General features: G+C 45.7%; 22 protein-coding genes. 8 read left to right on the top strand and 14 right to left on the bottom strand.

All coding sequences use genetic code 11. The features are described 5' to 3' along the window. Positions 1-58: 58 nt before the first annotated feature. Positions 59-1,561, bottom strand: a complete 1,503-nt coding sequence (locus sps_RS06565) for a methyl-accepting chemotaxis protein (protein ID WP_077755575.1) — start codon at positions 1,559-1,561, stop codon at positions 59-61. A 388-nt stretch (positions 1,562-1,949) separates the two neighbouring features. On the opposite strand from sps_RS06565, the gene pheS reads away from it, so the two are divergent. The 4 genes from pheS (at position 1,950) to lpxM (ending at position 6,752) form a co-directional block, all read left to right on the top strand. After that, complete coding sequence (gene pheS, locus sps_RS06560) at positions 1,950-2,933, top strand: phenylalanine--tRNA ligase subunit alpha (RefSeq protein ID WP_077751805.1); 984 nt, start codon at positions 1,950-1,952, stop codon at positions 2,931-2,933. Between the two features lie 14 nt (positions 2,934-2,947). Then, a complete protein-coding gene (gene pheT, locus sps_RS06555) occupies positions 2,948-5,335 on the top strand; it encodes a phenylalanine--tRNA ligase subunit beta (protein WP_077751804.1) in 2,388 nt (795 codons plus the stop codon). A 4-nt stretch (positions 5,336-5,339) separates the two neighbouring features. Further along, positions 5,340-5,636 (top strand): integration host factor subunit alpha, encoded by a 297-nt coding sequence (gene ihfA, locus sps_RS06550; RefSeq protein ID WP_012142935.1) that lies wholly within the window; start codon positions 5,340-5,342, stop codon positions 5,634-5,636. A 180-nt stretch (positions 5,637-5,816) separates the two neighbouring features. Then, on the top strand, positions 5,817-6,752 hold the full coding sequence (gene lpxM / locus sps_RS06545; protein WP_077751803.1) for a lauroyl-Kdo(2)-lipid IV(A) myristoyltransferase: 936 nt from the start codon (positions 5,817-5,819) through the stop codon (positions 6,750-6,752). Positions 6,753-6,873: 121 nt separating this feature from the next. On the opposite strand, the gene sps_RS06540 is transcribed toward lpxM, so the two are convergent. Further along, on the bottom strand, positions 6,874-7,410 hold the full coding sequence (locus tag sps_RS06540) for a GNAT family N-acetyltransferase (RefSeq protein ID WP_077751802.1): 537 nt from the start codon (positions 7,408-7,410) through the stop codon (positions 6,874-6,876). Between the two features lie 289 nt (positions 7,411-7,699). Next, positions 7,700-8,806 carry a phosphoribosylaminoimidazolesuccinocarboxamide synthase gene (locus sps_RS06535; protein WP_077751801.1) on the bottom strand — a complete coding sequence of 369 codons (1,107 nt, stop codon included), beginning with the start codon at positions 8,804-8,806 and terminating at the stop codon, positions 7,700-7,702. Positions 8,807-9,223: 417 nt separating this feature from the next. Between sps_RS06535 and sps_RS06530 the strand changes: the two genes are divergently transcribed. Beyond that, positions 9,224-10,093, top strand: a complete 870-nt coding sequence (locus sps_RS06530; RefSeq protein ID WP_077755574.1) for a substrate-binding periplasmic protein — start codon at positions 9,224-9,226, stop codon at positions 10,091-10,093. Between the two features lie 148 nt (positions 10,094-10,241). Here the strand turns inward: sps_RS06530 and hisIE are convergent, their stop codons facing one another. From hisIE to sps_RS06485, 9 genes are all read right to left on the bottom strand, one after another. After that, positions 10,242-10,880, bottom strand: coding sequence for a bifunctional phosphoribosyl-AMP cyclohydrolase/phosphoribosyl-ATP diphosphatase HisIE (gene hisIE, locus sps_RS06525; RefSeq protein WP_077751800.1), 639 nt, complete (start codon positions 10,878-10,880; stop codon positions 10,242-10,244). A gap of 94 nt (positions 10,881-10,974) precedes the next feature. Beyond that, positions 10,975-11,748: an imidazole glycerol phosphate synthase subunit HisF gene (gene hisF, locus sps_RS06520; RefSeq protein WP_077751799.1), complete on the bottom strand. Its 774-nt coding sequence runs from the start codon at positions 11,746-11,748 to the stop codon at positions 10,975-10,977. Continuing rightward, complete coding sequence (gene hisA / locus sps_RS06515) at positions 11,738-12,526, bottom strand: 1-(5-phosphoribosyl)-5-[(5-phosphoribosylamino)methylideneamino]imidazole-4-carboxamide isomerase (RefSeq protein WP_077751798.1); 789 nt, start codon at positions 12,524-12,526, stop codon at positions 11,738-11,740. The genes hisF and hisA overlap by 11 nt, the downstream gene beginning before the upstream one ends. Then, complete coding sequence (gene hisH / locus sps_RS06510; protein ID WP_077751797.1) at positions 12,523-13,218, bottom strand: imidazole glycerol phosphate synthase subunit HisH; 696 nt, start codon at positions 13,216-13,218, stop codon at positions 12,523-12,525. The genes hisA and hisH overlap by 4 nt, the downstream gene beginning before the upstream one ends. Continuing rightward, positions 13,215-14,282: a bifunctional histidinol-phosphatase/imidazoleglycerol-phosphate dehydratase HisB gene (hisB, locus tag sps_RS06505; protein ID WP_077751796.1), complete on the bottom strand. Its 1,068-nt coding sequence runs from the start codon at positions 14,280-14,282 to the stop codon at positions 13,215-13,217. Before hisB ends, hisH begins: the two co-directional genes overlap by 4 nt. A gap of 63 nt (positions 14,283-14,345) precedes the next feature. Beyond that, complete coding sequence (gene hisC / locus sps_RS06500; protein ID WP_077751795.1) at positions 14,346-15,398, bottom strand: histidinol-phosphate transaminase; 1,053 nt, start codon at positions 15,396-15,398, stop codon at positions 14,346-14,348. Then, the gene (hisD, locus tag sps_RS06495) at positions 15,395-16,705 is read right to left on the bottom strand and encodes a histidinol dehydrogenase (protein WP_077751794.1); all 1,311 of its coding nucleotides are present in this window, start codon (positions 16,703-16,705) and stop codon (positions 15,395-15,397) included. The genes hisC and hisD overlap by 4 nt, the downstream gene beginning before the upstream one ends. A gap of 8 nt (positions 16,706-16,713) precedes the next feature. Beyond that, positions 16,714-17,613, bottom strand: a complete 900-nt coding sequence (gene hisG / locus sps_RS06490; protein WP_077751793.1) for an ATP phosphoribosyltransferase — start codon at positions 17,611-17,613, stop codon at positions 16,714-16,716. Between the two features lie 502 nt (positions 17,614-18,115). After that, positions 18,116-18,973: an AraC family transcriptional regulator gene (locus tag sps_RS06485; RefSeq protein WP_077751792.1), complete on the bottom strand. Its 858-nt coding sequence runs from the start codon at positions 18,971-18,973 to the stop codon at positions 18,116-18,118. Positions 18,974-19,122: 149 nt separating this feature from the next. Between sps_RS06485 and sps_RS06480 the strand changes: the two genes are divergently transcribed. After that, entirely contained in the window at positions 19,123-20,055 is a 933-nt protein-coding gene (locus sps_RS06480; protein WP_077751791.1) for a DMT family transporter, read from the top strand. A 126-nt stretch (positions 20,056-20,181) separates the two neighbouring features. Here sps_RS06480 and sps_RS06475 read toward each other — a convergent pair whose 3' ends face one another. Together sps_RS06475 and sps_RS06470 are read right to left on the bottom strand one after the other, a co-directional pair. Continuing rightward, entirely contained in the window at positions 20,182-20,526 is a 345-nt protein-coding gene (locus sps_RS06475; protein ID WP_149027230.1) for an AzlD domain-containing protein, read from the bottom strand. Between the two features lie 3 nt (positions 20,527-20,529). Then, positions 20,530-21,273 (bottom strand): AzlC family ABC transporter permease, encoded by a 744-nt coding sequence (locus sps_RS06470; RefSeq protein WP_077751790.1) that lies wholly within the window; start codon positions 21,271-21,273, stop codon positions 20,530-20,532. A 292-nt stretch (positions 21,274-21,565) separates the two neighbouring features. Between sps_RS06470 and sps_RS06465 the strand changes: the two genes are divergently transcribed. Next, positions 21,566-21,946 (top strand): RidA family protein, encoded by a 381-nt coding sequence (locus sps_RS06465; RefSeq protein WP_077751789.1) that lies wholly within the window; start codon positions 21,566-21,568, stop codon positions 21,944-21,946. Between the two features lie 134 nt (positions 21,947-22,080). Beyond that, positions 22,081-23,355 carry an L-cysteine desulfidase family protein gene (locus sps_RS06460; RefSeq protein WP_077751788.1) on the top strand — a complete coding sequence of 425 codons (1,275 nt, stop codon included), beginning with the start codon at positions 22,081-22,083 and terminating at the stop codon, positions 23,353-23,355. Positions 23,356-23,437: the final 82 nt, after the last annotated feature.

Genomic DNA, 23,437 nt, shown 5'->3' with positions numbered 1-23,437 from the left:
ATTGGGCATTTCCATTCTATTCATCAGGATCTATCTACTCAAGCATAGCCTTGAGGGGCTAAATCTTGAGTCCGACCAGCAGTTGATCTAGTTGCTCAGCGGTGGCATGGAGTCCATCACAGCCCGATACCGAATCATTAGCCGATTGTTCCACGTTATGGGACTGGTTGCGGATCTCCATCAAATTTGTCGCGATTTCGTTCGCCACTGCCGATTGCTCATCGGCAGAGGTGGCGATGAGGACGCTCATCTCATATACGCGGCCACTGTGCTCGGCAATGGCTTTCAAGTCATCGCCTGTATCTAGGACATGTTTCTTACCTTCGTTGGCTTTATCTACGGTGCGTTTCATCACTTGAGTTAGATCTTGTGCTCCGGACTGCAGCGCCTCAATCATAGATTTAATCTCGACAGTCGCATCTTGAGTTCGTCCCGCTAATGTTCGAACCTCATCGGCGACAACGGCAAACCCACGACCTTGCTCACCGGCGCGAGCGGCTTCGATGGCGGCATTGAGTGCGAGTAGATTCGTCTGTTCTGAAATCGAATTAATTGTGGTAACGACCGCGTCAATTTTTGCCGCATTGTCATTTAGGGTATCTACCGCAGTAGAAGCTTCACCTATCTCATTGGATAGCATCTCGATGGCATCAACTGTGGTGGCGATATCATTTGACCCAGCATCTACCTGAGCGTTCGCCTCTTGGGTCTCAATCGATGACTGCTCGGCATTTCGCGCGACCTCTTTGACCGCTGCTGTCATCTCTTCCATGGCTGTGGCCAGTGAGTCGAGATGTTGTCTCTGATTAGAGGCTAAAGATTGACCTTCCTGAGCATTTTGTCGGAAAGATTGCACCACTTCACGGATCTGTTGACTCGCCTGGCTCAACTGTGTCACTAAGTTATGTTGACGCTCGACTAAGGTATCTATGCTGATTGCCAATATACTGAACTCATCTTTTACTTCAAAGAAGTTGAGTCTACTGGTGAGATCGCCATCGGCCGCTCTCTTGAGTGCCATAACATTAGTATAGAGGGCGCCGCCGACAAAACTGGAGATGGTGTAGTTGGAGATAATGATGATTAAAATAAGTGCCATTAAGCAGGTGATGACATAAACTCGTGAGCTATCCATAACAGTACTGAGATCCCTCATGGTCACGCTAGCGACAACGCCGGTATTATTCTGAGGACCTATGGCTTGTGTCTGATAATTATCCTTGACGATGCCACCACCTCGATTGGCCGCTTGGGCCTGTTCTCGCGACAAGTTTTGCTCTTTGATAACCCGTTGTAGTCGTGTCAGTTGGCTGAAATAATCAGCTTGTTGCGCTTGAGGGATATAGCTAGCACTGAGTGTTACTATTTCGTCTATGGCTCTTGATTGTTGTTGGGCCGTATCATTATGGCTTTGTGTTATCTGCTGCATAAATTGGCTATACAGGATAAAGGAAAGTCCTATTAAGGTGAGAATAGGGATAATAGCTAGAATGGCGAATTTTGTTTTTAATGTCATCTGGATAAGAAATTGGTCTACCCAACGAAATTTTACTTCTTTCATAGCACTTCTCTGTTGCTGAATGTGATCACACATGTATATCGGGTGTCTCTACAATTTCTTAACCTGTATTTAGCATTCATAAAGTTGATCGTTTAATCTTTGTTCACATCACTGTGTATATACTTGTCAGGATACAATTATTTCACATTTATAAAGAGAGGAATTGGCCCGATATTCAGGCTTTGAGTCGTTAATATGTGCTGGAGTGGAGGTTATACTGACAATGAGAGTGATATATCTAGATTTTATGGATAAAAGCGTAAATTAGCCCTAGTCAAAATGGATGAGCTCACGTAAAATTTGTCTCTTTTTCTATTTTCGTAAGATAAATAGACAGTAACACAAAGTAATGGCCTTAATTAGAAGGTCCAATGCACTGGAAGAGATGATGTCACAGTTAACAGAGATCGTAGAACAGGCCTTGTTGGCCATCGATGGGGCGAGTGATCTTAAAGCCCTCGATGAACTTCGTGTCGAATACCTAGGTAAGAAAGGTAAAATAACCGACATGATGAAGATGATGGGTAAACTGCCCCCGGCTGAGAAACCCGCTTTCGGTCAAGCTGTGAACCAAGCCAAACAGGCCGTTCAGCAGAAATTATCTGAGCGTATTGAAGGCTTAAAAGCGTCAGAGCTAGCAGCAAAACTCGCCGCTGAAAGCATAGATGTGACTCTACCCGGTCGTTCAATCGATAACGGTGGATTACACCCAGTAACACGTACTATCGAACGTATCGAAACCTTCTTTGGTGAGCTTGGCTTTAGCGTAAAGCAGGGCCCAGAAATTGAAGATGATTTCCATAACTTCGACGCTCTGAACATCTCGGAGCATCATCCTGCTCGTGCCGATCATGATACTTTTTACTTTAATCCTAAAGTGATGTTGCGTACTCAAACTTCAGGTGTGCAGATCCGCACCATGGAAAATGAGAAGCCGCCTCTGCGTATCATCTCACCTGGCCGCGTATACCGTAACGATTATGATCAGACTCACACACCTATGTTTCATCAGGTTGAAGGGTTATTGGTTGCCGAGAACGTCAACTTTGCCGAGCTAAAAGGCATATTGCACGATTTCCTACGCAATTTCTTCGAGGAAGATTTAGAAGTACGTTTCCGTCCTTCTTACTTCCCGTTCACTGAGCCATCGGCTGAAGTGGATGTGATGGGGAAAAATGGTAAGTGGTTAGAAGTGCTTGGTTGCGGCATGGTACATCCCAATGTCTTGCGCAGTGTTGGTATCGATCCTGAAAAATACTCCGGTTTTGCTTTCGGCATGGGAGTTGAGCGTCTATCTATGTTGCGTTACGGCGTTAACGATCTGCGTTCATTCTTCGAAAATGACCTACGTTTCCTCAAGCAATTTAAATAACGGAGCAGTACAGCATGAAATTTAGTGAATCTTGGCTCCGTGAGTGGGTTAATCCAAGCATAAGCCGTGACGAATTGTCACATCAAATCACCATGGCTGGTTTAGAAGTCGATGGTGTCGAAGGCGTTGCCGGTGAGTTTTCCGGTGTTATCGTCGGTGAAGTTGTCGAATGTGGCCAGCATCCGGATGCAGATAAGCTACGTGTAACAAAAATTAATGTCGGTCAAGATGAACTTATCGACATTGTTTGTGGCGCACCGAACTGTCGCTTAGGTTTGAAAGTTGCCGTTGCTATGGTCGGCGCTGTGTTGCCGGGTAACTTCAAAATCAAGAAGGCAAAGCTTCGCGGTGAACCTTCATTTGGTATGTTGTGTTCTTACGGTGAGCTTGGTATAGATATCGAGAGTGACGGTATCCTTGAACTTCCCACAGATGCGCCACTTGGCGTCGATATACGTGAGTATTTGAGCCTGGAAGATGCGATTATCGATGTCGATCTCACGGCAAACCGTGCCGATTGTCTCGGTATGTCAGGTCTGGCACGTGAGGTTGGCGTGTTAAACCGTCAAGCCGTGACAGAGCCAACGTGGGAAAAAGTGATTCCTTCCATCGATGACTCACTTCAAATTGACCTCCAGGCGCCTGAGTCTTGTGCACGTTACCTTGGCCGTGTGGTCAAGAATATAAACGTCAACGCTCAATCGCCACTTTGGATACAAGAGAAGTTACGTCGCAGTGGTATTCGTTCCATCGATCCTATTGTCGATATTACCAACTATGTCTTGATTGAATTTGGTCAGCCTATGCATGCCTTCGATCTGGCTAAGCTAACTGGTGACATTCAGGTTCGCATGGCTACAGGCGATGAGAAGCTCACACTGCTTGATGGTAACGAGATCACCGTGCCTGCAGACATGTTGGTCATCAGTGACCAGGAGAAGTCTCTGGCGCTTGCTGGTGTCTTTGGCGGCGAATATTCAGGTGTGAACAGCGAGACTCAAGATATCTTGCTTGAATGTGCTTTCTTTGCGCCTCTGGCCATCTTAGGTAAGACACGTCGCCTTGGCTTGCATACTGACTCATCTCATCGTTTCGAGCGTGGTGTCGATCCTGAACTGCAGCATAAGGTGATGGATAGAGCGACACGTTTAGTGTTGGACATCTGTGGTGGTGAAGCCGGACCGGTTGTTGAAGCTAAATCTGACGCGCATCTGCCTAAGCCCGTCTCGATCACCTTGCGTCGCAGTAAGCTAGATCGCATCTTAGGTCATCATATTTCTGACGCTGAAGTGACTGAAATTCTTGAACGTCTGGGATTTGTCGTCGAATTCATCGCTGATCAATGGAATGTTGTGACTGCAACGTACCGTTTTGATATGGCCATCGAAGAAGATTTGATCGAAGAAGTCGCTCGTATCTATGGTTACAACAACATACCTAATACTGCGCCCGTTGGTTCTTTGAGCATGCCGGACCATAAAGAGTCTAACATCAGTTTAAAGCGTGTGCGTAGCATGTTGGTGGCGCGTGGATTCCAGGAAGCCATTACCTACAGTTTTGTCGACCCTAAGCTTCAAGATAAGGTACATCCTGGCTGTGAGGCTATGATCTTACCTAATCCTATCTCTATCGAGATGTCGGCAATGCGACTGTCGTTGTTTACCGGTTTGCTAGGGGCTGTTGGTCACAACCAGAGTCGTCAGCAAAATCGAGTTCGTTTATTCGAAACCGGGCTTCGTTTCGTGCCGGATACATCAGCTGATTCAAATGTGCGTCAACAGCCTATGCTTGCTGCTGTGATCTCTGGTAATCAGAATGACGAACATTGGTCAATGGAATCTAAGACGGCTGACTTTTTTGACCTAAAGGGCGATCTTGAAGCAATTATCGGCTTGACAGTTTCCGATGGAGAATTTACTTTTAGATCAGCAACTCATCCTGCGCTTCATCCGGGGCAATGTGCTGAAATATTAAGAAATGATCAGGTCATAGGTATTATAGGTACGGTTCATCCGAGCTTAGAAAAGCCGTTTGGTCTCAATGGTAAAACAATTGTTTTCGAGCTTGAATTAGACGCTTTATTGCATGCTAGTTTACCGCAAGCTCAGGCTGTATCTAAGTTCCCGGCCAATCGCCGTGATATAGCTATGGTTGTAGATGACAATATTTCTGCTGGTGATGTTGTAAAAATGATAAGAAAAGTTGGCCAAAATCAGTTGGTTGGCATAAACTTATTCGATGTATACCAAGGTAAAGGCGTTGAGTCAGGCAAAAAGAGCCTAGCGATCGCACTTACATTACAAGATAACACTCGTACACTTGAAGAAAAAGAGATAGCTGAGATGGTTGATTCAGTGGTTTCTGCACTCAAGTCAGAGTTCAACGCATTGTTGAGGGATTAAAAGTATGGCACTTACCAAAGCCGAAATGGCAGAGCATCTTTTTGAAACGCTTGGAATTAATAAGCGTGTAGCTAAGGAGATGGTTGAGACGTTTTTCGAAGAAATTCGCCAAGCGCTCGAAAGTGGTGAGCAGGTCAAGTTATCTGGCTTCGGCAACTTTGACCTTAGAGATAAGAATCAAAGACCGGGAAGAAACCCGAAGACAGGTGAAGATATCCCTATCTCAGCTCGTCGCGTCGTCACCTTCCGTCCAGGACAGAAGTTGAAAAGCCGCGTAGAAGAAGCTAACGCGAAAAAGTAATTTCGTTGTAGTTCAAGTTAAGGCCACTCAAGCGAGTGGCTTTTTCTGTTTCTTTTCGGTCATCTTTTCATCGTCTTTTAGGTGTTTAATTAAACAATGAGTGCTTACTCTTTGTTTAATTAGCTTTTTTCATCTTGATGATGTCATGTTTCTTTTTATTTCTAGCTCGAGGCCAGTATCTTGTCGAGAAAGCCAAAGTATTTTGATCGTCGTTTTACACTCGATTTATTGCATCCTAAGTATTTTTTTACTTGGATTGGTATCGCCATCTTGGTTCTGTTTGGGCTTATGCCGGCTTGGTTGCGTGATCCTATTGCACGGCAACTGGCAAAATTAGTCACTAAGATAGCTAAAAAGCCTATTTCGGTGGCTAGAACGAATCTGACCATCTGTTTTCCCGAAAAGTCGTCACAAGAGATCGAGTCTCTGATCAATGAGAATATTGAAAACTTCGTGATGATACTGCTGGCGCAATCTGAGCTGATGGTACGTTCCAGAGTCAATCTCAGACGCAGAGTCAATCTCATAGGTTTTGAACATGTAGAGCAGGCGAGGGCGGCGGGTCAACCTGTGGTCTTCATTATGCCTCATGTGTGGGGGATCGAATACGCAGGATTGAGACTCAATTTAGACCTTCCTATGGTTAGCATGGCCAAGGCACATAGAAATGGCCTGTTTAACTGGTTTAACAACCGTATGCGCAGCTCACTCGGTGGCAACATCTACATGCGAGAGGCGGGTATTCGCGCCCTATTATCTGAGCTTAAGAATAACAACAGCTTTTTTTATCTGCCCGATGAAGATCTTGGCCCGGAGAAGAGTATCTTTGCGCCGTTCTTAGGTACGGTTAAAGCCACCTTGCCCGTTGTGGGCCGTTTAGCTCAGGCCGGAAATGCTCAGGTGATGCCGGTGAAGATAGGTTACGATCAAAAAGCGCGTCGCTATGATTTGACCGTGATGCCAGCCATCGCCCCTGAAGAAATGAAGGGGAAAGAGAATGAAGCCTTAGCGCTGAACAAGGCGGTAGAGCAGGTTATCTTGGCTTACCCTGAGCAGTATATGTGGTTTCTTAAGGTGCTGAAGACACGACCCGAAGGCGAAGCCCCGCTGTATTGAGCTTGGTACTGAATAAAGGGTAGAGCGAAAGAAAAATGATTTGGCTCTACCCTTTTCGCATATATGACCATCCTTGCGACTTGTTGATAAGTCAAATAATAAGCTCAGCAAGGTACAAGTGTTAGATTTCAGCAATATGCGATTTACAGATCCCATAGACATAGTCATCCACATACCTGTTGTTGATTATCGAATTCTGTTGCAAACAGCCTTCACGAATAAAACCCAGTTTTTCGAGCAATTTAAATGATCCAGTATTTTCTACTGAACATGTCGCCGTTAACTTGTTTAATTGCAGCTCTTCGAATCCGTAATCTTTAACCAAATTTAATGCCTCACCAGCAAAGCCTTTGCCTTGCGCACTTTGTTTGATCATATAACCAACTTCAGCAATTTTAGCCTCATGGTTAATAATTTTGAGGCCTAAGTGCCCCAGTTTCTCGCCAGAATCGAGGGATGATATGCTAAATGATAGCCAGCTGTTACTTTCGGGAGTCCAAGGCCGTGACTTTATCTCAAAAGCTGCAACCGCTTCTTCGTAAGTGAAAGGCGCATAAACATGCTTCATGGTTTCGGGGTCCATGAAAAACTCTATAAACAGATCTCTATCCGTTTCATCGAATGGTGAAAGCGTTATTCTTTGATTCGATAACAGCACTGCCTCTCCTTGGTTTTTAAATACTGCCTAAGATTCTCATACTTTTTATGAATACTCTAGTGTGGATTATTTCGATTGGTATTAGGATTTTATTGTTTTGATTTAGTCGGTTAGTCTTGGTAGAGGCATGTGGAAGAAAGGGTAATTGTCCAATGGCAGAGGAATGTGATACACAAAAAAGCCGCAAATTCTCGGAAGAGTTGGCGGCCTGATTTGAGTGACTTACATGCGAGCGACTTGATATGAGTTAAGTCATTCGACGATATCTACTCAGATTCGTTGCAAGCGCTTAGTCTGCAATCAGTTGATAATCATTGCGAAGAATATCGATGATCTCTTGCTTCGGATTCTCGCTGATATGTAGCTTCTCACCGATAACCTTCTCTGCGATGCCAACATAAGTGTTGGAGATATCCATCATCACTTGAGTTGGTAATTTGTTATCTTGTGCCAGTGAGAAACGCTCAGGCATGCGCTCTTTGTTGAGAAGAATATCAGGGTCTGGGAAGTGGTTAAGTAGCCACTGTCTAAAGCCTTCCTTCGATTTTTCTATGATATTACCTTCACGATGCGCCGGACCATCCCAGATGCGTGAGCTGTCAGGAGTACCCACTTCGTCCATATAGATAAGTTTCTCTTTACCATCGGCGCCTTTGACATAGCCAAATTCAAACTTGGTATCGATGAAGATCTGATCTTGCGCGGCAAGGGCGTCACTGATCACGGCAAAGCCTTCTTTTAATAGCTTCTCGTACAGGTCAATATCCGATTTTGCATGGAAATTAAAGCCTTGTAGATGACGCTCAAGATCGGCTCGTGAAATGTTGACATCATCGGCTTCTGGTACGCCTTCAAGGCCAGTAAGCACACCTTTGGTAGAGGGGGTGATTAATAGCTCAGGTAGCCTCTGGTCTTTTTTAAGGCCTTCAGGCAGTGTTATGCCACAGAATTCACGTTCACCTTTAGTGTAAGCGCGCCACATAGAGCCAGTAATGTATTGTCTGGCTATCGCTTCAACCATCACGGGCTGGGCTTTTTGAACAATCCAAACAAATGGATGAGGGACGTCCAGAATATGGCTATCGGCTAAGCCTTTCTCTTTGAATAACTTAAACCAGTGGTTCGAGATGGCATTGAGTGCAGCACCTTTACCGGGGACGCCATTGAGGCCATTTTCACCTTGCCAGACACAATCGAATGCTGAAATTCGGTCGCTAATCACCATGATCGCCAGTGGCGTATCTTTAGGTACGTCATAACCTTTCTGTTCGATTAGACGGGCACTATCCTCAGCCGTAAGCCAATAGACACTGCGTACCTTACCTGAATGAACTGGCTTATCTGTGCGGATAGGCAGATCATCATTTACTGCTAGAACTTTGTTTGAATGATTCATAGGATATTTTTTATGGTCTATGTTATTGGTTGTAGTAGGTGTACATAATCGAGTGGATTGTAACAGAACTTACATTTTCCAACACTATGGTAAAAGGAGAATTGACTGTTTTTGACTGACTTTATCCAGAATGATTGGTTAACCTTTACTCTGGCTATATCGATAGTTCAGAAGGTGTTAGTCAAACTGAATTTAATCTTAAAAGGATAGATTTAGTGCTATTTCGATTCTGAGTGCAGCGTAAAAGTCAGTATAAAATACAAAAAAACTGTTTAGCTCATAAAACCTGATAGTAAAAATTAACCGCTATCTTCATCTTTTTTGTTGAGCCTGCTATTACAATAGATAGATGGCGTTTATTCCAATTAACCCATCAAGGATCAGGAGCTGGCTGAATATTTGAAAAGTGAGCTAAGCGTGTTTTACCAACAGAGCGATAAACTCAGGGCTACTTTTGATAAAGCAGACCCTTGGTATAAGTGTGGGCTTACTTTATTATTAGCGCTACTTTGGTCACTAGGGGCAGTATTTTCTTTCGCGACTGCTGGGACCGTAACAGAGTCGCCCAATACAAGCGGTAGGGCTAAGCCCATTATATTCGTGACCAGTGCCTATGCGCCCTATGTGATCAATTCCGGCGGTTTAGCCAGTGGTCTGTTTCCGGAAATTGTGTCTGCGGCTTTTCAAGAGATGAATCACCAGGTTGAATTTCAGTTTCAACCTTGGGTAAGGGGCGAGAAAACGGTGGGGGCCGGTAGGGCGTTTGCGACCTTTCCCTATTTAAAAAATCCCGCCAGAGAGTCAGTATTTGATTTCTCAGAACCTGTGCTATTTTTTTTCCCGAAATTTTTCTATAACACAGATAGGTTTCCCTATGGATTTGAGTGGGAAGTATTAACTGACTTTAAAGACTACAGAGTCGGTGGTGTCAGAGGCTATTGGTATGAAAACAGCTTTAAACTGGCAGGCATAGCTGCACATTATGTGACATCAGATAAACAGAACATAGAAATGCTACTGATGCAGAGAATTGATTTTACACTTATTGATGAGCTGGTTGGCTGGAATTTAATTCGCGAAACGGCGCCAGATAAAATAGATAAGTATGCGGTGGCCAGTAGACCCGAAAGCAGTGACGCGTTTCACCTGATGATTTCCAGAGATTATCCTAATGCCAAGCTGCTCAGGCTGACCTTCGATTTAGGCTTACTTAGAATAAAGCAAAATGGCGTTTATCAGCAAATATTAGATAAATATCGAGTGACGGCTGAGTATGGGACGCCTTAGACTTTGACCTAGACCTAGGTTGAAACGAAGCAATAAAACCTCAGCCATTTACTGCTTACCCATGTATAGGGGACATGTCTTCATTACAAAAAAGAGCGCTGAACGCGCTCTTTTTCTATCGTCATTAATTATCGACAAAGATCGATGCTCAAGACTCTGAGGCGGCGGTGTGTCGCTGCATCAAGTTGTTGGTAATATCATTCATGGTTAAGTCTTGATCTTCGAGTAAAACCAGCAGGTGATACATGAGATCAGATGCTTCATCGATCAATTCTGGTTTGTCGTTAGTGGCCGCGGCCAGGGCGGTCTCCAGACCCTCTTCGCCAACTTTTTGGGCGATACGTTTAGTGCCACGTTCGAACAGGTGTGCGGTGTAACTAGACTTAGGATCATCGCCCTTACGAGAGGCGATAAGCTTCGCCAGATTATCGATAAAGGGGTGGGCATTACCATCTGGCCAGCAGCTCTCACGTTGGAGGTGGCAGGTGGGCCCATTGGGAATGACCTGCACCAGCAAGCTGTCGTTATCACAATCTTTGTCGATGGCCACTAATTCCAGTGTGTTGCCAGACTCTTCCCCTTTGGTCCATAGACGCTGCTTAGAGCGGCTATAAAATGTCACTTGTTTAGTTGCAAGGGTTTTTTCTAATGCTGCTCGGTTCATGTAGCCAAGCATTAATACCTTGCCTGAGAGGTGGTTCTGCACCACTGCCGGGATCAAGCCTGCTTGCTTTTCCCAATCCAGTTGACCTTCAAGTGCTTCATTCGTGTTTGTTTGTGTCATTATTTTTCCTGCTACCGATATCGATTCATGTTATCTGTATTTCGCTGACTAAGGTAAGCCAGGCTAAGACAAGATGAATGAGACGATTGAAAACGAGTTAGTATCTGATGGCGATGTGCTGAGCCCTTAGATAGCGTTTAAGTGCTTGAATATCTATGATCCCTTTATGAAATACACTGGCCGCCAATGCTGCATCGACGCCGGCTATCTCAAATACATCCTTAAAATGTGCCATGGTACCGGCGCCACCTGAGGCGATCAGGGGAACATCGCATATTTCTCGTACTATGGACAACTGTTTTAAGTCATAGCCCTGACGTACACCATCTTGGTTCATCACATTGAGGACTATTTCGCCACAACCACGTTTCTGGACTTCTTGCACCCAGTCTTGAGTAAACCACTGAGTGTCCTTGGTGGCGGCTTCATCTCCGGTAAACTGTTTGACTTTATAGCTGTCGCTATTGGCATCGTAATAGGAGTCTATGCCTATGACGATACATTGCCTGCCAAACTCATCCTGCAAGCGTTCAATTAAGCTAGGATCGGTCAAGGCAGGTGAATTGATTGAGATCTTGTCGGCGCCAAAGGCGAGCTTCTCACGTGCCTGTTCTATGCTTTTAATACCACCAGCGACGCAGAAGGGAATATCTATCTGCTCCGCGACGCGGCTGACCCAAGACTTGTCGATAACCCTGTCATGGGCGCTGGCGGTAATATCATAAAACACCAGTTCATCGGCGCCTTCTTCGGCATAACGTGCCGCTAAAGGCACGATATCACCGACAATTTCATGGTTTCTAAACTGTACGCCTTTAACGACTTTGCCATCTTTAACATCTAGGCAGGGGACAATACGCTTAGCGAGCATCTTTTTCTCCCGAGCTGTTTGCTCTTAATTCTATGTCTACCGAGACATTTGGCCAGCACTCAATAGCTTGCTTAACGGTAAAGTTCTCGATGAGCAGCGCCTTACCTATGATGATGCCATTAGCGCCGCTATCACGTACGGCTGCAACGTCATCAAGAGTGGCGATACCGCCGGATGCTTGCCAGTTAATCTCGGGGTAAGAGGTGGCAATTTCTTTATATAGCTCGGTATTTGCGCCCTTAAGCGTGCCATCACGGCTGATATCTGTCACTAAGGCATGCTTTAGTCCATAAGGTGTGAAGGCTTCAACCAAAGACTCAAGAGACTTACCGCCGCCACTCTGCCAGCCTGATACCGCCACGATCTTCTCACCGCTATCATTAATGTTGACGTCCAGTGCCAGACAGATGGCTTCAGATCCATACTTTTCAAACCAGCTCTGTACTAACTCGGTCTCTTTTACCGCTAAGGAGCCAATAACCACACGCTTAACGCCAATCTCTAACAGCTCTGCTACTTGCGCTTCAGAGCGGATACCACCGCCTACTTGAATGTTTGCATCGAGACTAGCAACCAGCTCTGAGATTAGCTCAGTCTGGCGTGCACCGGGATCTTTCGCGCCGGTAAGGTCGACGATATGCAGCCACCTGGCGCCTTGGTCTTGATAGGATTTAAGCTGAGAAAGTGGAGAAAGATCGAAGGTAGTCTTCTGGTTATAGTCACCCTGGTAGAGACGAACCACTTTACCTTCAATGAGATCGATTGCCGGAATGATCATGCTCTGCTCTCCCTATTGAGTTCCGAACCTGTTTGGTTAAGTGATTGAGTGTTCATGGCTAAAAAGTTACTTAATATTTGCGAGCCAACTTCTGCACTTTTTTCTGGGTGGAACTGCACGCCCATAAAGTTATCTTTAGCGATAGCGGCACTGAAATGCTCGCCATATTCACATGTCGCGATAGTAAATTCGCTCAGAGGCGCCCTATAGCTATGAACGAAATAGAGGTAGCTCCCCTCGGGAATGCCTGTAAACAATGGATGAGACGAAGGACTGATTTGATTCCAGCCCATATGAGGCAGAGGCAAGCCCTGGCTGTCTAAATCTGTAATTGAAGTGGGGATGAGCCCTAAACATTCACAATCTGTCTTTTCACCAAGTGTCTCGTTACTAGAGTCGCGTCCGCCTTGTTCTTTTGATTTATCTGACATCATCTGCATGCCTAAACACACACCAAGCACAGGTTGGTGAAGTTTTTGAATCAGCTTGACCAGTTGCTTGTTGTTGAGGGATGCCATCGCGGCACCTGCGGTGCCGACGCCAGGGAGCACCACACGCTGGGCGGCTTTTATAACGTGATGATCATCACTGATCACCACATCCTTTGTTAGACGCTCGAAGGCATAACGCACCGAGTTTAAGTTAGCGCAGCCCGTGTCTATTATCACGGTAGAATGCGTGCGTTGGCTCATAGCACACCTTTACTCGAGGGCAAAAGGTCGCCCTCGACTTTCACGGCCTGACGAAGGGTGCGGCCCAGAACTTTAAACAGACTTTCAACCTTGTGATGATCGTTATCACCCAGGGTCTTGAGGTGTAAGGTACAACGTAATCCGTCTGAAAATGAACGGAAGAAGTGCGGTACCATCTCGGTGGCCATCTCACCAACCATCTCACGCTCAAACTCACCGCTGAACTTAATGAAAGGGCGACCGGACAGATCGAGTAAGCATTCGGCGCTCGCTTCATCCATTGGGATACTGAAACCAAAACGTGCTATACCACGCTTATCGCCAAGGGCTTGCCTTAAGGCATCGCCGATAGCCAGTGCCGTGTCTTCTACGCTGTGGTGATCGTCTATTTCGAGATCGCCATCGACCTTAACGTCCATCTTGAAGTTGCCATGGGTGGAGATCTGCTCCAGCATGTGGTCGAGAAAACCTATACCGGTTTCTATCTTGCCTTTAGTCTGTGAGTCGAGATCGATAGTCACGCGAATATCTGTTTCTTTGGTGGTGCGCACCACAGTCGCGATACGATCTGTGTGCAGCAGCTGTGCTGCGATGTCATCCCAATTTAGGTTTTCACGGTCATACAACAGACCCTCAATTCCCATGGCCTCGGCTAAGCCCATATCTGTGTGACGATCGCCGATGACGGCAGACTGGGTGAAGTCTACCTTACCTAAGGTGAGATAATCTTTAACCAGGCCAAGTTTAGGTTTACGACAGCTACAATTCTCATCATCAAAATGAGGGCAGATAAGCACTTCATCAAACTTGACGCCTTGACTGCCTAAGATCTGCATCATCATGTCTTGGGGCGCATCGAAGTCATCTTTAGGGAAGGAAGGGGTTCCCAGACCATCTTGGTTGCTCACCATGACTAAGCGAAAACCTGCGCTTTGCAGCTTTAACAGAGCGGGGATGACCTGGGGCTCAAAGACGAGCTTTGCTAGGCTATCAACCTGTTTATCTGTTACTGGCTCTTCGATGATGGTGCCATCACGATCGATAAATAGAATTTTCTGTTTCATGCTCTTTCACCTTAAAATAAAATCTTGTCTATCTAATTATTAATTTGGGTACAGTAAGCTGTTTCAGCCTGACGCAAGTAAATCGAGAAGGTAGTCGGTCTGTTTATTATTAGCAAAACTAAAACGAATACAGTTAGCTAAGCTTGGGTCACTATAGGAGCGGGCGACGACGCCGCCCTTAGCCAAAACATCCCAGAGAGTTGAATTAGCATCGAGTCGGGCTAATACGAAGTTGCCGTTAGCTGGGAGTACCTTGGCACCATAGCTCTGGAGGGCATCACTTAAGCGTGCTCCGCATCGCTTTAATTCGCTGACTTGTTGCTGCATCAGTTTGATCCCAGCTCGGCTTAATGCACTGGTAGCCAGTTCCGCAACGGGTAGCGGCACCGGGTAGGGGGCAATGACGCGCATCACCATCTCGCAGATACTTGGGTTCGATAACATAAAACCACAGCGTGCGCCAGCCAGTGCGAAGGCTTTGGATAGGGTCCTGAGCACGACTAAGTTATCGTATTTCTTGATAAGGTCTGCCACGCTATAGTCTGGGCAAAACTCAATATAGGCTTCATCGACAACGACTAGGCTATCGGGCAACTGATTGATCACTTGCTCAATCGATGCCTTGTCGATAACGGTACCGGTGGGATTGTTGGGGTTACAGATAAACACCAGCTTGGCATTATTGACTTGAGAGGCAATGTCTTGTGGCAGTTGGTAATCATCAGTCAATGTTAGCGCGCTAACCCCAACGTTGAAGGTTCGAGCGCTGATGGCGTACATGCCATAAGTCGGCCCAAAACAGGCAATGCTGTCTTGACCTGGCACGCAGAAGGTACGAATGAGCAGCTCAATGGCCTCATCTGCGCCGCGACTGGTGATGATGCATTCTTTGGCTACACCGCTGTAACGACTGTATGCAGAGATAAGCGCTGGTGGCTGGCACTCTGGATAGCGGTTGATATCGGCCAGTGCTGCATTATTAAAGGGAGACTCGTTGGCATTGATCCAGATATCACCTTGCCCACCGATACGTCTCGCCGACTGATAAGGCTGTAAATTAAGCAGCTCTGGGCGCGCTAAGCGCTGGGCAAGTGTGTTTGAGTTCTCTAAGTTCATGATGCTTTCCCTTCCTGTAAACTCAAGCTATCTAGGCGTACTTTAACCGCATTCTTGTGGGCATCGAGCTGCTCAGCAGCTGCCAAGGTCATCACGGTTTCACCTAAGCCTAAAAGACCGTCGGCTGTGAGTTCCTGCACTGTAAAGCGGCGAGAGAAATCAGCCAGAGACAGGCTGGAAACAGCACGGCTATAACCGTATGTTGGCAGGACATGGTTAGTGCCACTGGCGTAATCGCCAACCGATTCAGGGGTGTAAGCACCTAGGAACACAGAGCCTGCTGCGCGAATCGAGTTCAACAGTTCACGAGGTGTTTCTGTTTGAACTATCAGATGCTCAGGGCCATACAGATTAGACACAAGGGTCGCTTGCTTCATGTCTGTAACTAACAGAGTGCGACTGGACTCCAGGGCTAGCTGAGCTATCTCCATGCGCGGCAGGGCTTCGAGTTGACGATTGAGGGCTGCATTGACCTTATTGGCCAAGGTTTCACAATTGGTGACTAACATGACCTGTGAATCGGGGCCATGTTCGGCCTGAGACAAGAGATCTGCAGCGATAAATTCAGGGTTTGCCGTTTTATCGGCAATGACGAGTACTTCGGAGGGGCCTGCTGGCATATCGATGCTCACCACACAGCGGCTGTCTTGAGACACCAGTCGTTTGGCTTCGGTGACAAAGCGGTTACCCGGGCCAAATATCTTATCTACTGCCGGAATTGATTCTGTGCCAAAGGCTAATGCTGCGATGGCCTGTGCGCCGCCGACTTGATAAATCTCATTGATCCCACATTGTTTCGCTGCATACACGATGGCATCGTTGATCGGTGGTGGGCTGACCAAGACTCGCTGCTCACAGCCTGCAATTTTTGCAGGTAGAGCCAGCATCATCACGGTGGATATTAGCGGCGCCGTGCCACCTGGAATATACAAGCCCACTTTTTCAATCGCTTCAGATCTAAGCTCACAACGTATGCCGTCTTGAGTTTCGATGCTGATAGGTGCAAATTTTTGCGCCTGGTGAAATGATTCTATATTGGCCATGGCTTGTGCGATGGCCTGCTTGATATCCCCATTGACACGAGCACAGGCTGCATCGATTTGCTCAGCCGATAACCTAAGTTCAGTTAGGCTCACGCCATCAAACTGCTGATTGTAAGATAACAGCGCAGCATCTTTATCAGTTTGAACCTTGTTAACGATGGCCGAGACACTTTGCTCCAGGCTTTCATCCCCGACCAGAGCCGAACGGCTCAGGGCCGTTCTACGCTCTGTTTGGTTTAAATCTTGCCAATTGAGGATCTGCATGTTTTTTATTACCCCATCATCTTTTCAATTGGCATCACTAAGATAGAAGTCGCGCCGAGTTTTGTTAGTTCTTCCATGGTGTCCCAAAACAAATCTTCTGTGCTGACGGCGTGGATGGCGACGCGATTGGTATCATCGTTGAGGGGCAGCACTGTTGGATTTTCAGCACCAGGGAGTAGGGCAACGATTTGCTCCAGTGTCTCTGTCGGCGCGTGTAGCAAAATATATTTGCTTTCTTTGGCACGAACCACACCATTGATGCGAGATAAAATCTTGTTGATCAAGGCTTGTTTATCTTGGGTTTGAGTCTGCGTAGACTGAATGATGCAGGCGTTTGAGCGGTAGATGACCTCAGTTTCATACAGGCCATTTGCTTCTAATGTGGCACCGGTTGAAACCAGATCGCAGATACCATCGGCCAGACCCGCTCGCGGCGCAACTTCTACCGAGCCCTTGAGCATACAATCGTTGTAGGTGATGCCTTTCTTCTGCATATAGCGACGAAGCAGGTTAGGGTAAGAAGTGGCGATACGCAGGCCTTCAAGAGACTCGGCATTTTCATAACAAAATTCATTGGGTACGGCGAGCGACAGGCGGCAGGTACCAAAATCTAACTCTCTAAGTTTGATACAGCGTGAAGGCTTATCGAGTCTCTCACGTTCAATTTGCTCCTCTTCGAGCACGTTCTCACCTATGATCCCCAAGTCGACCACACCATCCATCACCAGACCCGGGATATCATCGTCACGGACGCGTAGCAGGTCGATGGGCAAATTGTCTGAGTGTGCGATGAGGCGTTGCTCGTTGATGTTAAATTTTACACCACAGCTTCTTAGCAGCTTCATCGATTCTTTCGAGAGGCGACCGGACTTTTGGATAGCGATACGTAATCTGTTTGACTCTGACATGATGTAATTCCTATAAGTTGATTCAAATATCTGGTTTAATTTTTTATCCAACTGATTTTATCTTTATAAGTCAGTTGGATAATTGCAAAATTTGTAAAACGAAAAACCCCCGGAATTCCTTCCAGGGGTTCTTGATATTCTTGAATCAACCGCCGGAAGGAAATAGTCCTTCGGCAGTGAGCTTCCGAAGGCTACCGCATATGGTGATGATGATGGATAGTGTTCAGAAGCTGTATCATAATTTTGTCTCTTTCTTGATTAAGTGCTGAGCCTGATGACTCAAAATAATTTCACAAGCTTACTTGCCTGTGTTGATATTTAAACTAAACATTTTCGTAATTGATTGCAACCACTAATTTAGGCCTATGAATATTCTTCAAGCATAAGTTATAGAGATAAGCATGGTTCCTAGAGGGGGAGATGACCTGTTTTGTATTTAGAACAGCGAACATGACAGAATTTCATACGGATTACTTGGTTTTTTAATGAGTTACTCTTGTTTTTAAAACAGGTTCTTTTGGTAAGCTTTTGGTGTGATGCCTAATTGTTTCTTAAAGTATCGACCCATATGGCTTTGGTTTGAGAATCCGCAGTTCAACGCGATATCCATTAAATTATCAGATGTTGTCTTGATAAGGTGCTTGACCTGCTCGATTCTGACATAGGTGAGATACGCTTGTGGCGTGCGGGCAAAACTTTCCTTAAACATGCGGCAAAAATGATATTCACTCAGCTGAGCAAGTGAGGCTAATTCACTTAAAAATATCTGACGATAGAAATTGGCGTGGATAAAGTCCCTGACTTTTTTGACGGTTGCGGGAGAAAGGCCTCCTTTTAACTGACCGACATGTTTAGTCATAGTGCTGTTTTGTAGCAGTGAAACCAGTATGGTATTGGTCACCTGCTCAAGGGCCAGCGGACTGGTTTGATGCCAGTTGGCTTGAGCCATATTGTATCGATAAAGTGACTCTAGTCCAGGATTCTCGAAGAAGGTCAATTCAGGTAAGGCTATGGTGCGTGGGTCCATATCGAATACTTCAATGGCCAGTTGCTTTAGGTAACTGTCATCGAAGTAAAGGTGCATAAATTGCTGGGGAGTCCCAAGTTGCCAACGACTCTCGCTGCCTTTAGGCATCAAACAAAATCGTCCCGGAGCACCGAATCCAGATCGCACATCGGTACGGTGGGTTTGATAACCGCCGCTAAGGTACATACTTAGGGTGTGTTGTTTCTCATTGACGTAGAATAAACGCTCCTGACTATTTTGATAATGAGCCCAGCCGAGGTTATTTGTTAGCGTCTGCTGGCGAAAACAAAGTTTGTGAGATTGATTAAAACTAATGTGCTTATTGGTTGTCATGGCTAAAGCATAACCTCTTGACCCCTTACGCTCAAACCTACAAAGAAACTAACCGCAAGATTGTGTTATTTATCCCCGGAACGTGACAGATAATGAGTGACTCAGACGTCATAATTCCCCTCAAGCATTGGGTTTGAATAAGGCATAGTATGACGGCAATCTTATATTTGTTAATGATATTCGTTTGGGGATTTTCCTGGATAGCCATTAAATGGCAGGAGGGAAGTGTACCCACAGAAATCTCAATATTTTATCGATTTGTCAGCGCAGCAATATTGATGTTTTTGATAGGCATTGTGTTTAAGAAGTTTCAGAAAACTAAGCCAGATAACCATGTGTTTTTTGCGCTTCAAGGCGTGTGTTTGTTTTGTTGTAACTTCCTAGCCTTTTACGGTGCAACTCATTATATTGCCAGTGGTTTGACCGCTGTGGTGATGGCCACGGCTCCCATTTTTAATGCCGTTCATGGCAGGTTAATTTATGGCACTCAAGTCAAACCGAATTTCTGGTTCGGTGTCGTGGTGGGCTTGAGTGGTATTTGCCTCTTGTTTGGCGTCGATCTCATTCAAGCTGAGCTGTCTAAAGATCTGCTTTATGGCTTAATGTTGTCGTTAATGGGTACTTGGTGTTTCTCTATGGGCAATATGATCAGCATCTATAATAGTCGCAAGCAGATTCAACCTTTTACCGCGACGAGTTATGCCATGGTATATGGGTGTATTGCGTTGTTTATCATCATTACCCTCAAAGGCTTAAGTTTTGAAATCGACATGAGTCCTAAATATCTGATGAGTCTAGTTTATCTGGCTGTTCCAGCATCTGTGATCGGATTTACTGTGTATTTGATCTTGGTAGATAGATTAGGCGCAAATCAAGCATCGTATCTGATGCTGATCACGCCGATTGTTGCTCTTATGGTGTCGAGTATTTTTGAGGATTATCAGTGGAGCCTTTTCTCTGGCCTTGGTTTAGTGTTAGTGATTAGCGGTAATCTCATAACGCAATTAAAACCAGTAGCATTGAGTGCTCACTGCAGGGCCGTTGTTAACAGATATAACCGCTGGCGGTGTCGAACGGCATAAGTGTTACCTCGATGGTTTGGAAATCGTAGCTAACGCATTCTTACCTTGGATAATGATTGAAACAGACATGACTTACAGCCCTACACTCAATATCAGTTTAGCTGAGGAGGGCTATATTTATCTGAATTAACATAAGAAGTGTTGGAAAAAAAGCAAGGATACGATACCACTCACCACAACCCAGATGAGATTAAAGCGAAGGCTCACTAAGGTACAGACAATAGCAGCAAGTACCTTAGGATTATGTAAGTTAAATTCCATGTTGGAGCCTGAGCCTAAGATCTCTACGGCGATAATTGCCGGAAGTACCGTTACCGGTACGAACCTTAAGGTCTTCTTTAGTCTCTCCGGCATGTCGAATGAGCCAGCCATACAGATAACCGAGAAACGTATGATAAAGGTGGCTAGAACCATCACTAAGGTGATGAGTAAGAAGTTATTCATATCTAGTTGACTGTGAACTTGTTCCATAATTTAAGCCTCACTGTGTACGGCGGGAAGAGATTGTACTTCTGTGTCTTGCTTGGCTTGTGCCGCCATTCTCTCGGTTGAAATATCCATTCTATAGCCTGCGTAGACTCCCGTGATAGCGGCGACGACTAATCCTAAAGAGTAGGGCAGCCCAGAGAGTAATATGCCTGTTACGCTAGCTACGATAGCGGCGACGATGCACTCACGACTCTTAACTTGGGGAATAACGATGGCAATAAATGCCGCTACCATAGCGAAATCCAGGCCGTAATGGGCTATCTCTGGGAAGGAAGATCCGACTAAGGCGCCAAGAAAGTTTGCAAATACCCAATTCATCCAAAAGCCCATCATGGCGGCGAGATAGAACCAGTGTCTCCCTGCCTTTTCTTGTTTAACCTCGCCTATGGTGGCCGCATAAACCTCGTCAGTGAGTCCGTATGCCATGAGTGCTCTTATGTGCATTGGATAATCTTTGATGTGTTCTGACAAAGATGCGCTATAGAGCAAGTGACGCAGGTTGATAATAAAGGTGGTGATCATGATGACTAAGATGCTGGCTGACGATTGTATTAAGCCGAGCGCCACCATTTGGGAAGAGCCTGCAAATACAGTAAATGACCAGAAAGTACTCTGCATTAATGTCATCCCGGCATTGATACTGATCGCCCCGACAATAAATGAAAAGGGAAAGGCCCCTATACATAAGGGGAAGATCGCTTTCAAACCGCCTTTGATGAGTGTGTTCATGTTTGACCTTAGTTAATTAAGTTGTCTTGATGCAAATATATTTGACTAAAAGGTGTTTATCAATAGAAGTATTTTAAAAAATCAAATAAATTTGAGGTTGATCAAGTTATGGCACTTTAATGAACTTAGTGAGCGTTAATTGTAGTGGTTCCCTCGTTGTAGCGGGTTTTAGTCGTGGTTCACTTGATGTTATGTGATCTGTATTTAGTCTGTGAAAATAAACTGCAAAAATACTTGCGCAAAAATAGTTGAGGATTTATGCTTGTTACAAGTTAAATAATTAGGGTTTATCATGAAAAAGATCATCACATCAGACAGCGCACCTGAAGCCATCGGTCCCTATTCCCACGGTAATGCTTATGGCAACCTCATCTTTACCTCGGGGCAGTTGCCCGTATGCAAGCAAAGCGGCGGCGTTGTCGAGGGGGGCATAACAGCGCAATCTCGTCAGTCACTGGAGAATCTTAAATCGGTGTTGGAAGCCGGAGGAGGGGAGTTAGCCACAGTATTGAAGACCACCTGTTATTTGTCAGATATTGCAGACTTCGCCGCGTTCAATCAGGTTTACCAAGAGTTTTTCAGTACTGAATGTCCCGCTCGAAGCTGTTTTGCCGTTAAAGATTTACCCCTTGGCGTCAAAGTTGAGATTGAAGCTATCGCTTTTAGCAAGTAGTACAAATCAATGAGTAAAAGCACTTAATTAAAGCCTGAGTAAATAATTACTTAGCAAATGATGCAAATAGCCTTGAGCAATTGGATTATCTCAAATGACTGTTTGCTATTACACAAGAGCATTGAGGGGACCCTATGAAACATCAATGGCAGCAATACCAAGACATTCTTAACGCCGTCGTCAAGCCTGCACTGGGCTGTACCGAACCTATTTGCGCCGCTTACGCATCCGCTGTAGCAGCGTCAATGTTGGCATCTAAGCCTGAGAGCATCTCAGTTCAGGTGTCCGATAACCTGTATAAAAACTCCATGGGTGTGTTTGTTCCAGGCACTGGTAAAATAGGACTGGCCATCGCTGCCGCAGTGGGCGCCATCGGCGGTGACGCCGAGGCAGGCCTTGAAGTGTTGGCATCTATCGAGCCTGCTCAGGTCGAAGTCGCTCAGGCACTCATAGATGCTGGAAAAGTCACTGTGAGTCGCACTCAAACCGATGAATTTATTTATTGTTATGTCTGCGTGAAGAGTGGTGATGATGTAGCCAGCGTTGAGATATCCGGTGGCCATACTCAAATCATAGAGAAAACCCTCAATGGAGAGATAGTGTTTGCTAAAGCTGTGAGTGCTACACGCTCGACGGCTGGGATCTGTGATGGCGTGGATATCAGCATTGAAGGTATCTATGCTTATGCGACTCAAGTTAATTTCGAGGATATTGGTTTTATTCTCGAGTCTGCCGAGTTAAATACAAAACTTGCCGCCGAAGGACTGAAACATGAATATGGCCTGCAAGTTGGGCGAACCATAGAAAAAAGCATTCAGGCTGGTTTTATGACAGCGGATTTTGCCAATAGTATTCTAATGCAAACAGCAGCGGCATCAGATGCCAGAATGGGAGGCGCCAGCCTTCCGGCCATGAGTAACTATGGCAGTGGTAATCAGGGAATTGCGGCGACCTTACCTGTGGTGATCACGGCTAAACATTATCTGGCCAGTGACGAATTACTTGCCAGAGCATTAATTATGAGCCATTTGGGGGCGATTTATATTAAGTCCTATTATCCGCCTCTTTCGGCATTTTGTGGTAACACAGTGACCAGTGCTGCGGCTGCCATGGCCATGGTGTATCTCGCTGGCGGCAACTACCAGCAGTCATGTTTCGCGATCCAAAATGTCTTGAGTGATTGCTCCGGTATGGTGTGCGATGGGGCTAAATCGACCTGTGCCATGAAGGTCAAGACCTCGACCGGCAGCGCTGTTAATGCCTTTATGCTGGCCATCCAGAGCACAGCGGCTCAAGATCAGGGTATCGTTGCCGAGGATGTGGAACACACAATACGCAATATTGGTCAGTTAGTTACCCAAGGTATGGTCTCCACAGACACCACAATCATTGATATAATGTCGGCTTAAATAGGTCATATAGGCTTAAATGTGACGAGCAGGCCTTATACCGCCGATTCGAACAGTGTCGGCGGATTATGTTCAGGGAGAC

Source organism: Shewanella psychrophila (genome assembly GCF_002005305.1).
In the GTDB taxonomy this organism is placed as follows: Bacteria; Pseudomonadota; Gammaproteobacteria; order Enterobacterales; family Shewanellaceae; genus Shewanella; species Shewanella psychrophila.
This window is presented reverse-complemented; position numbering and strand designations above follow the sequence as displayed.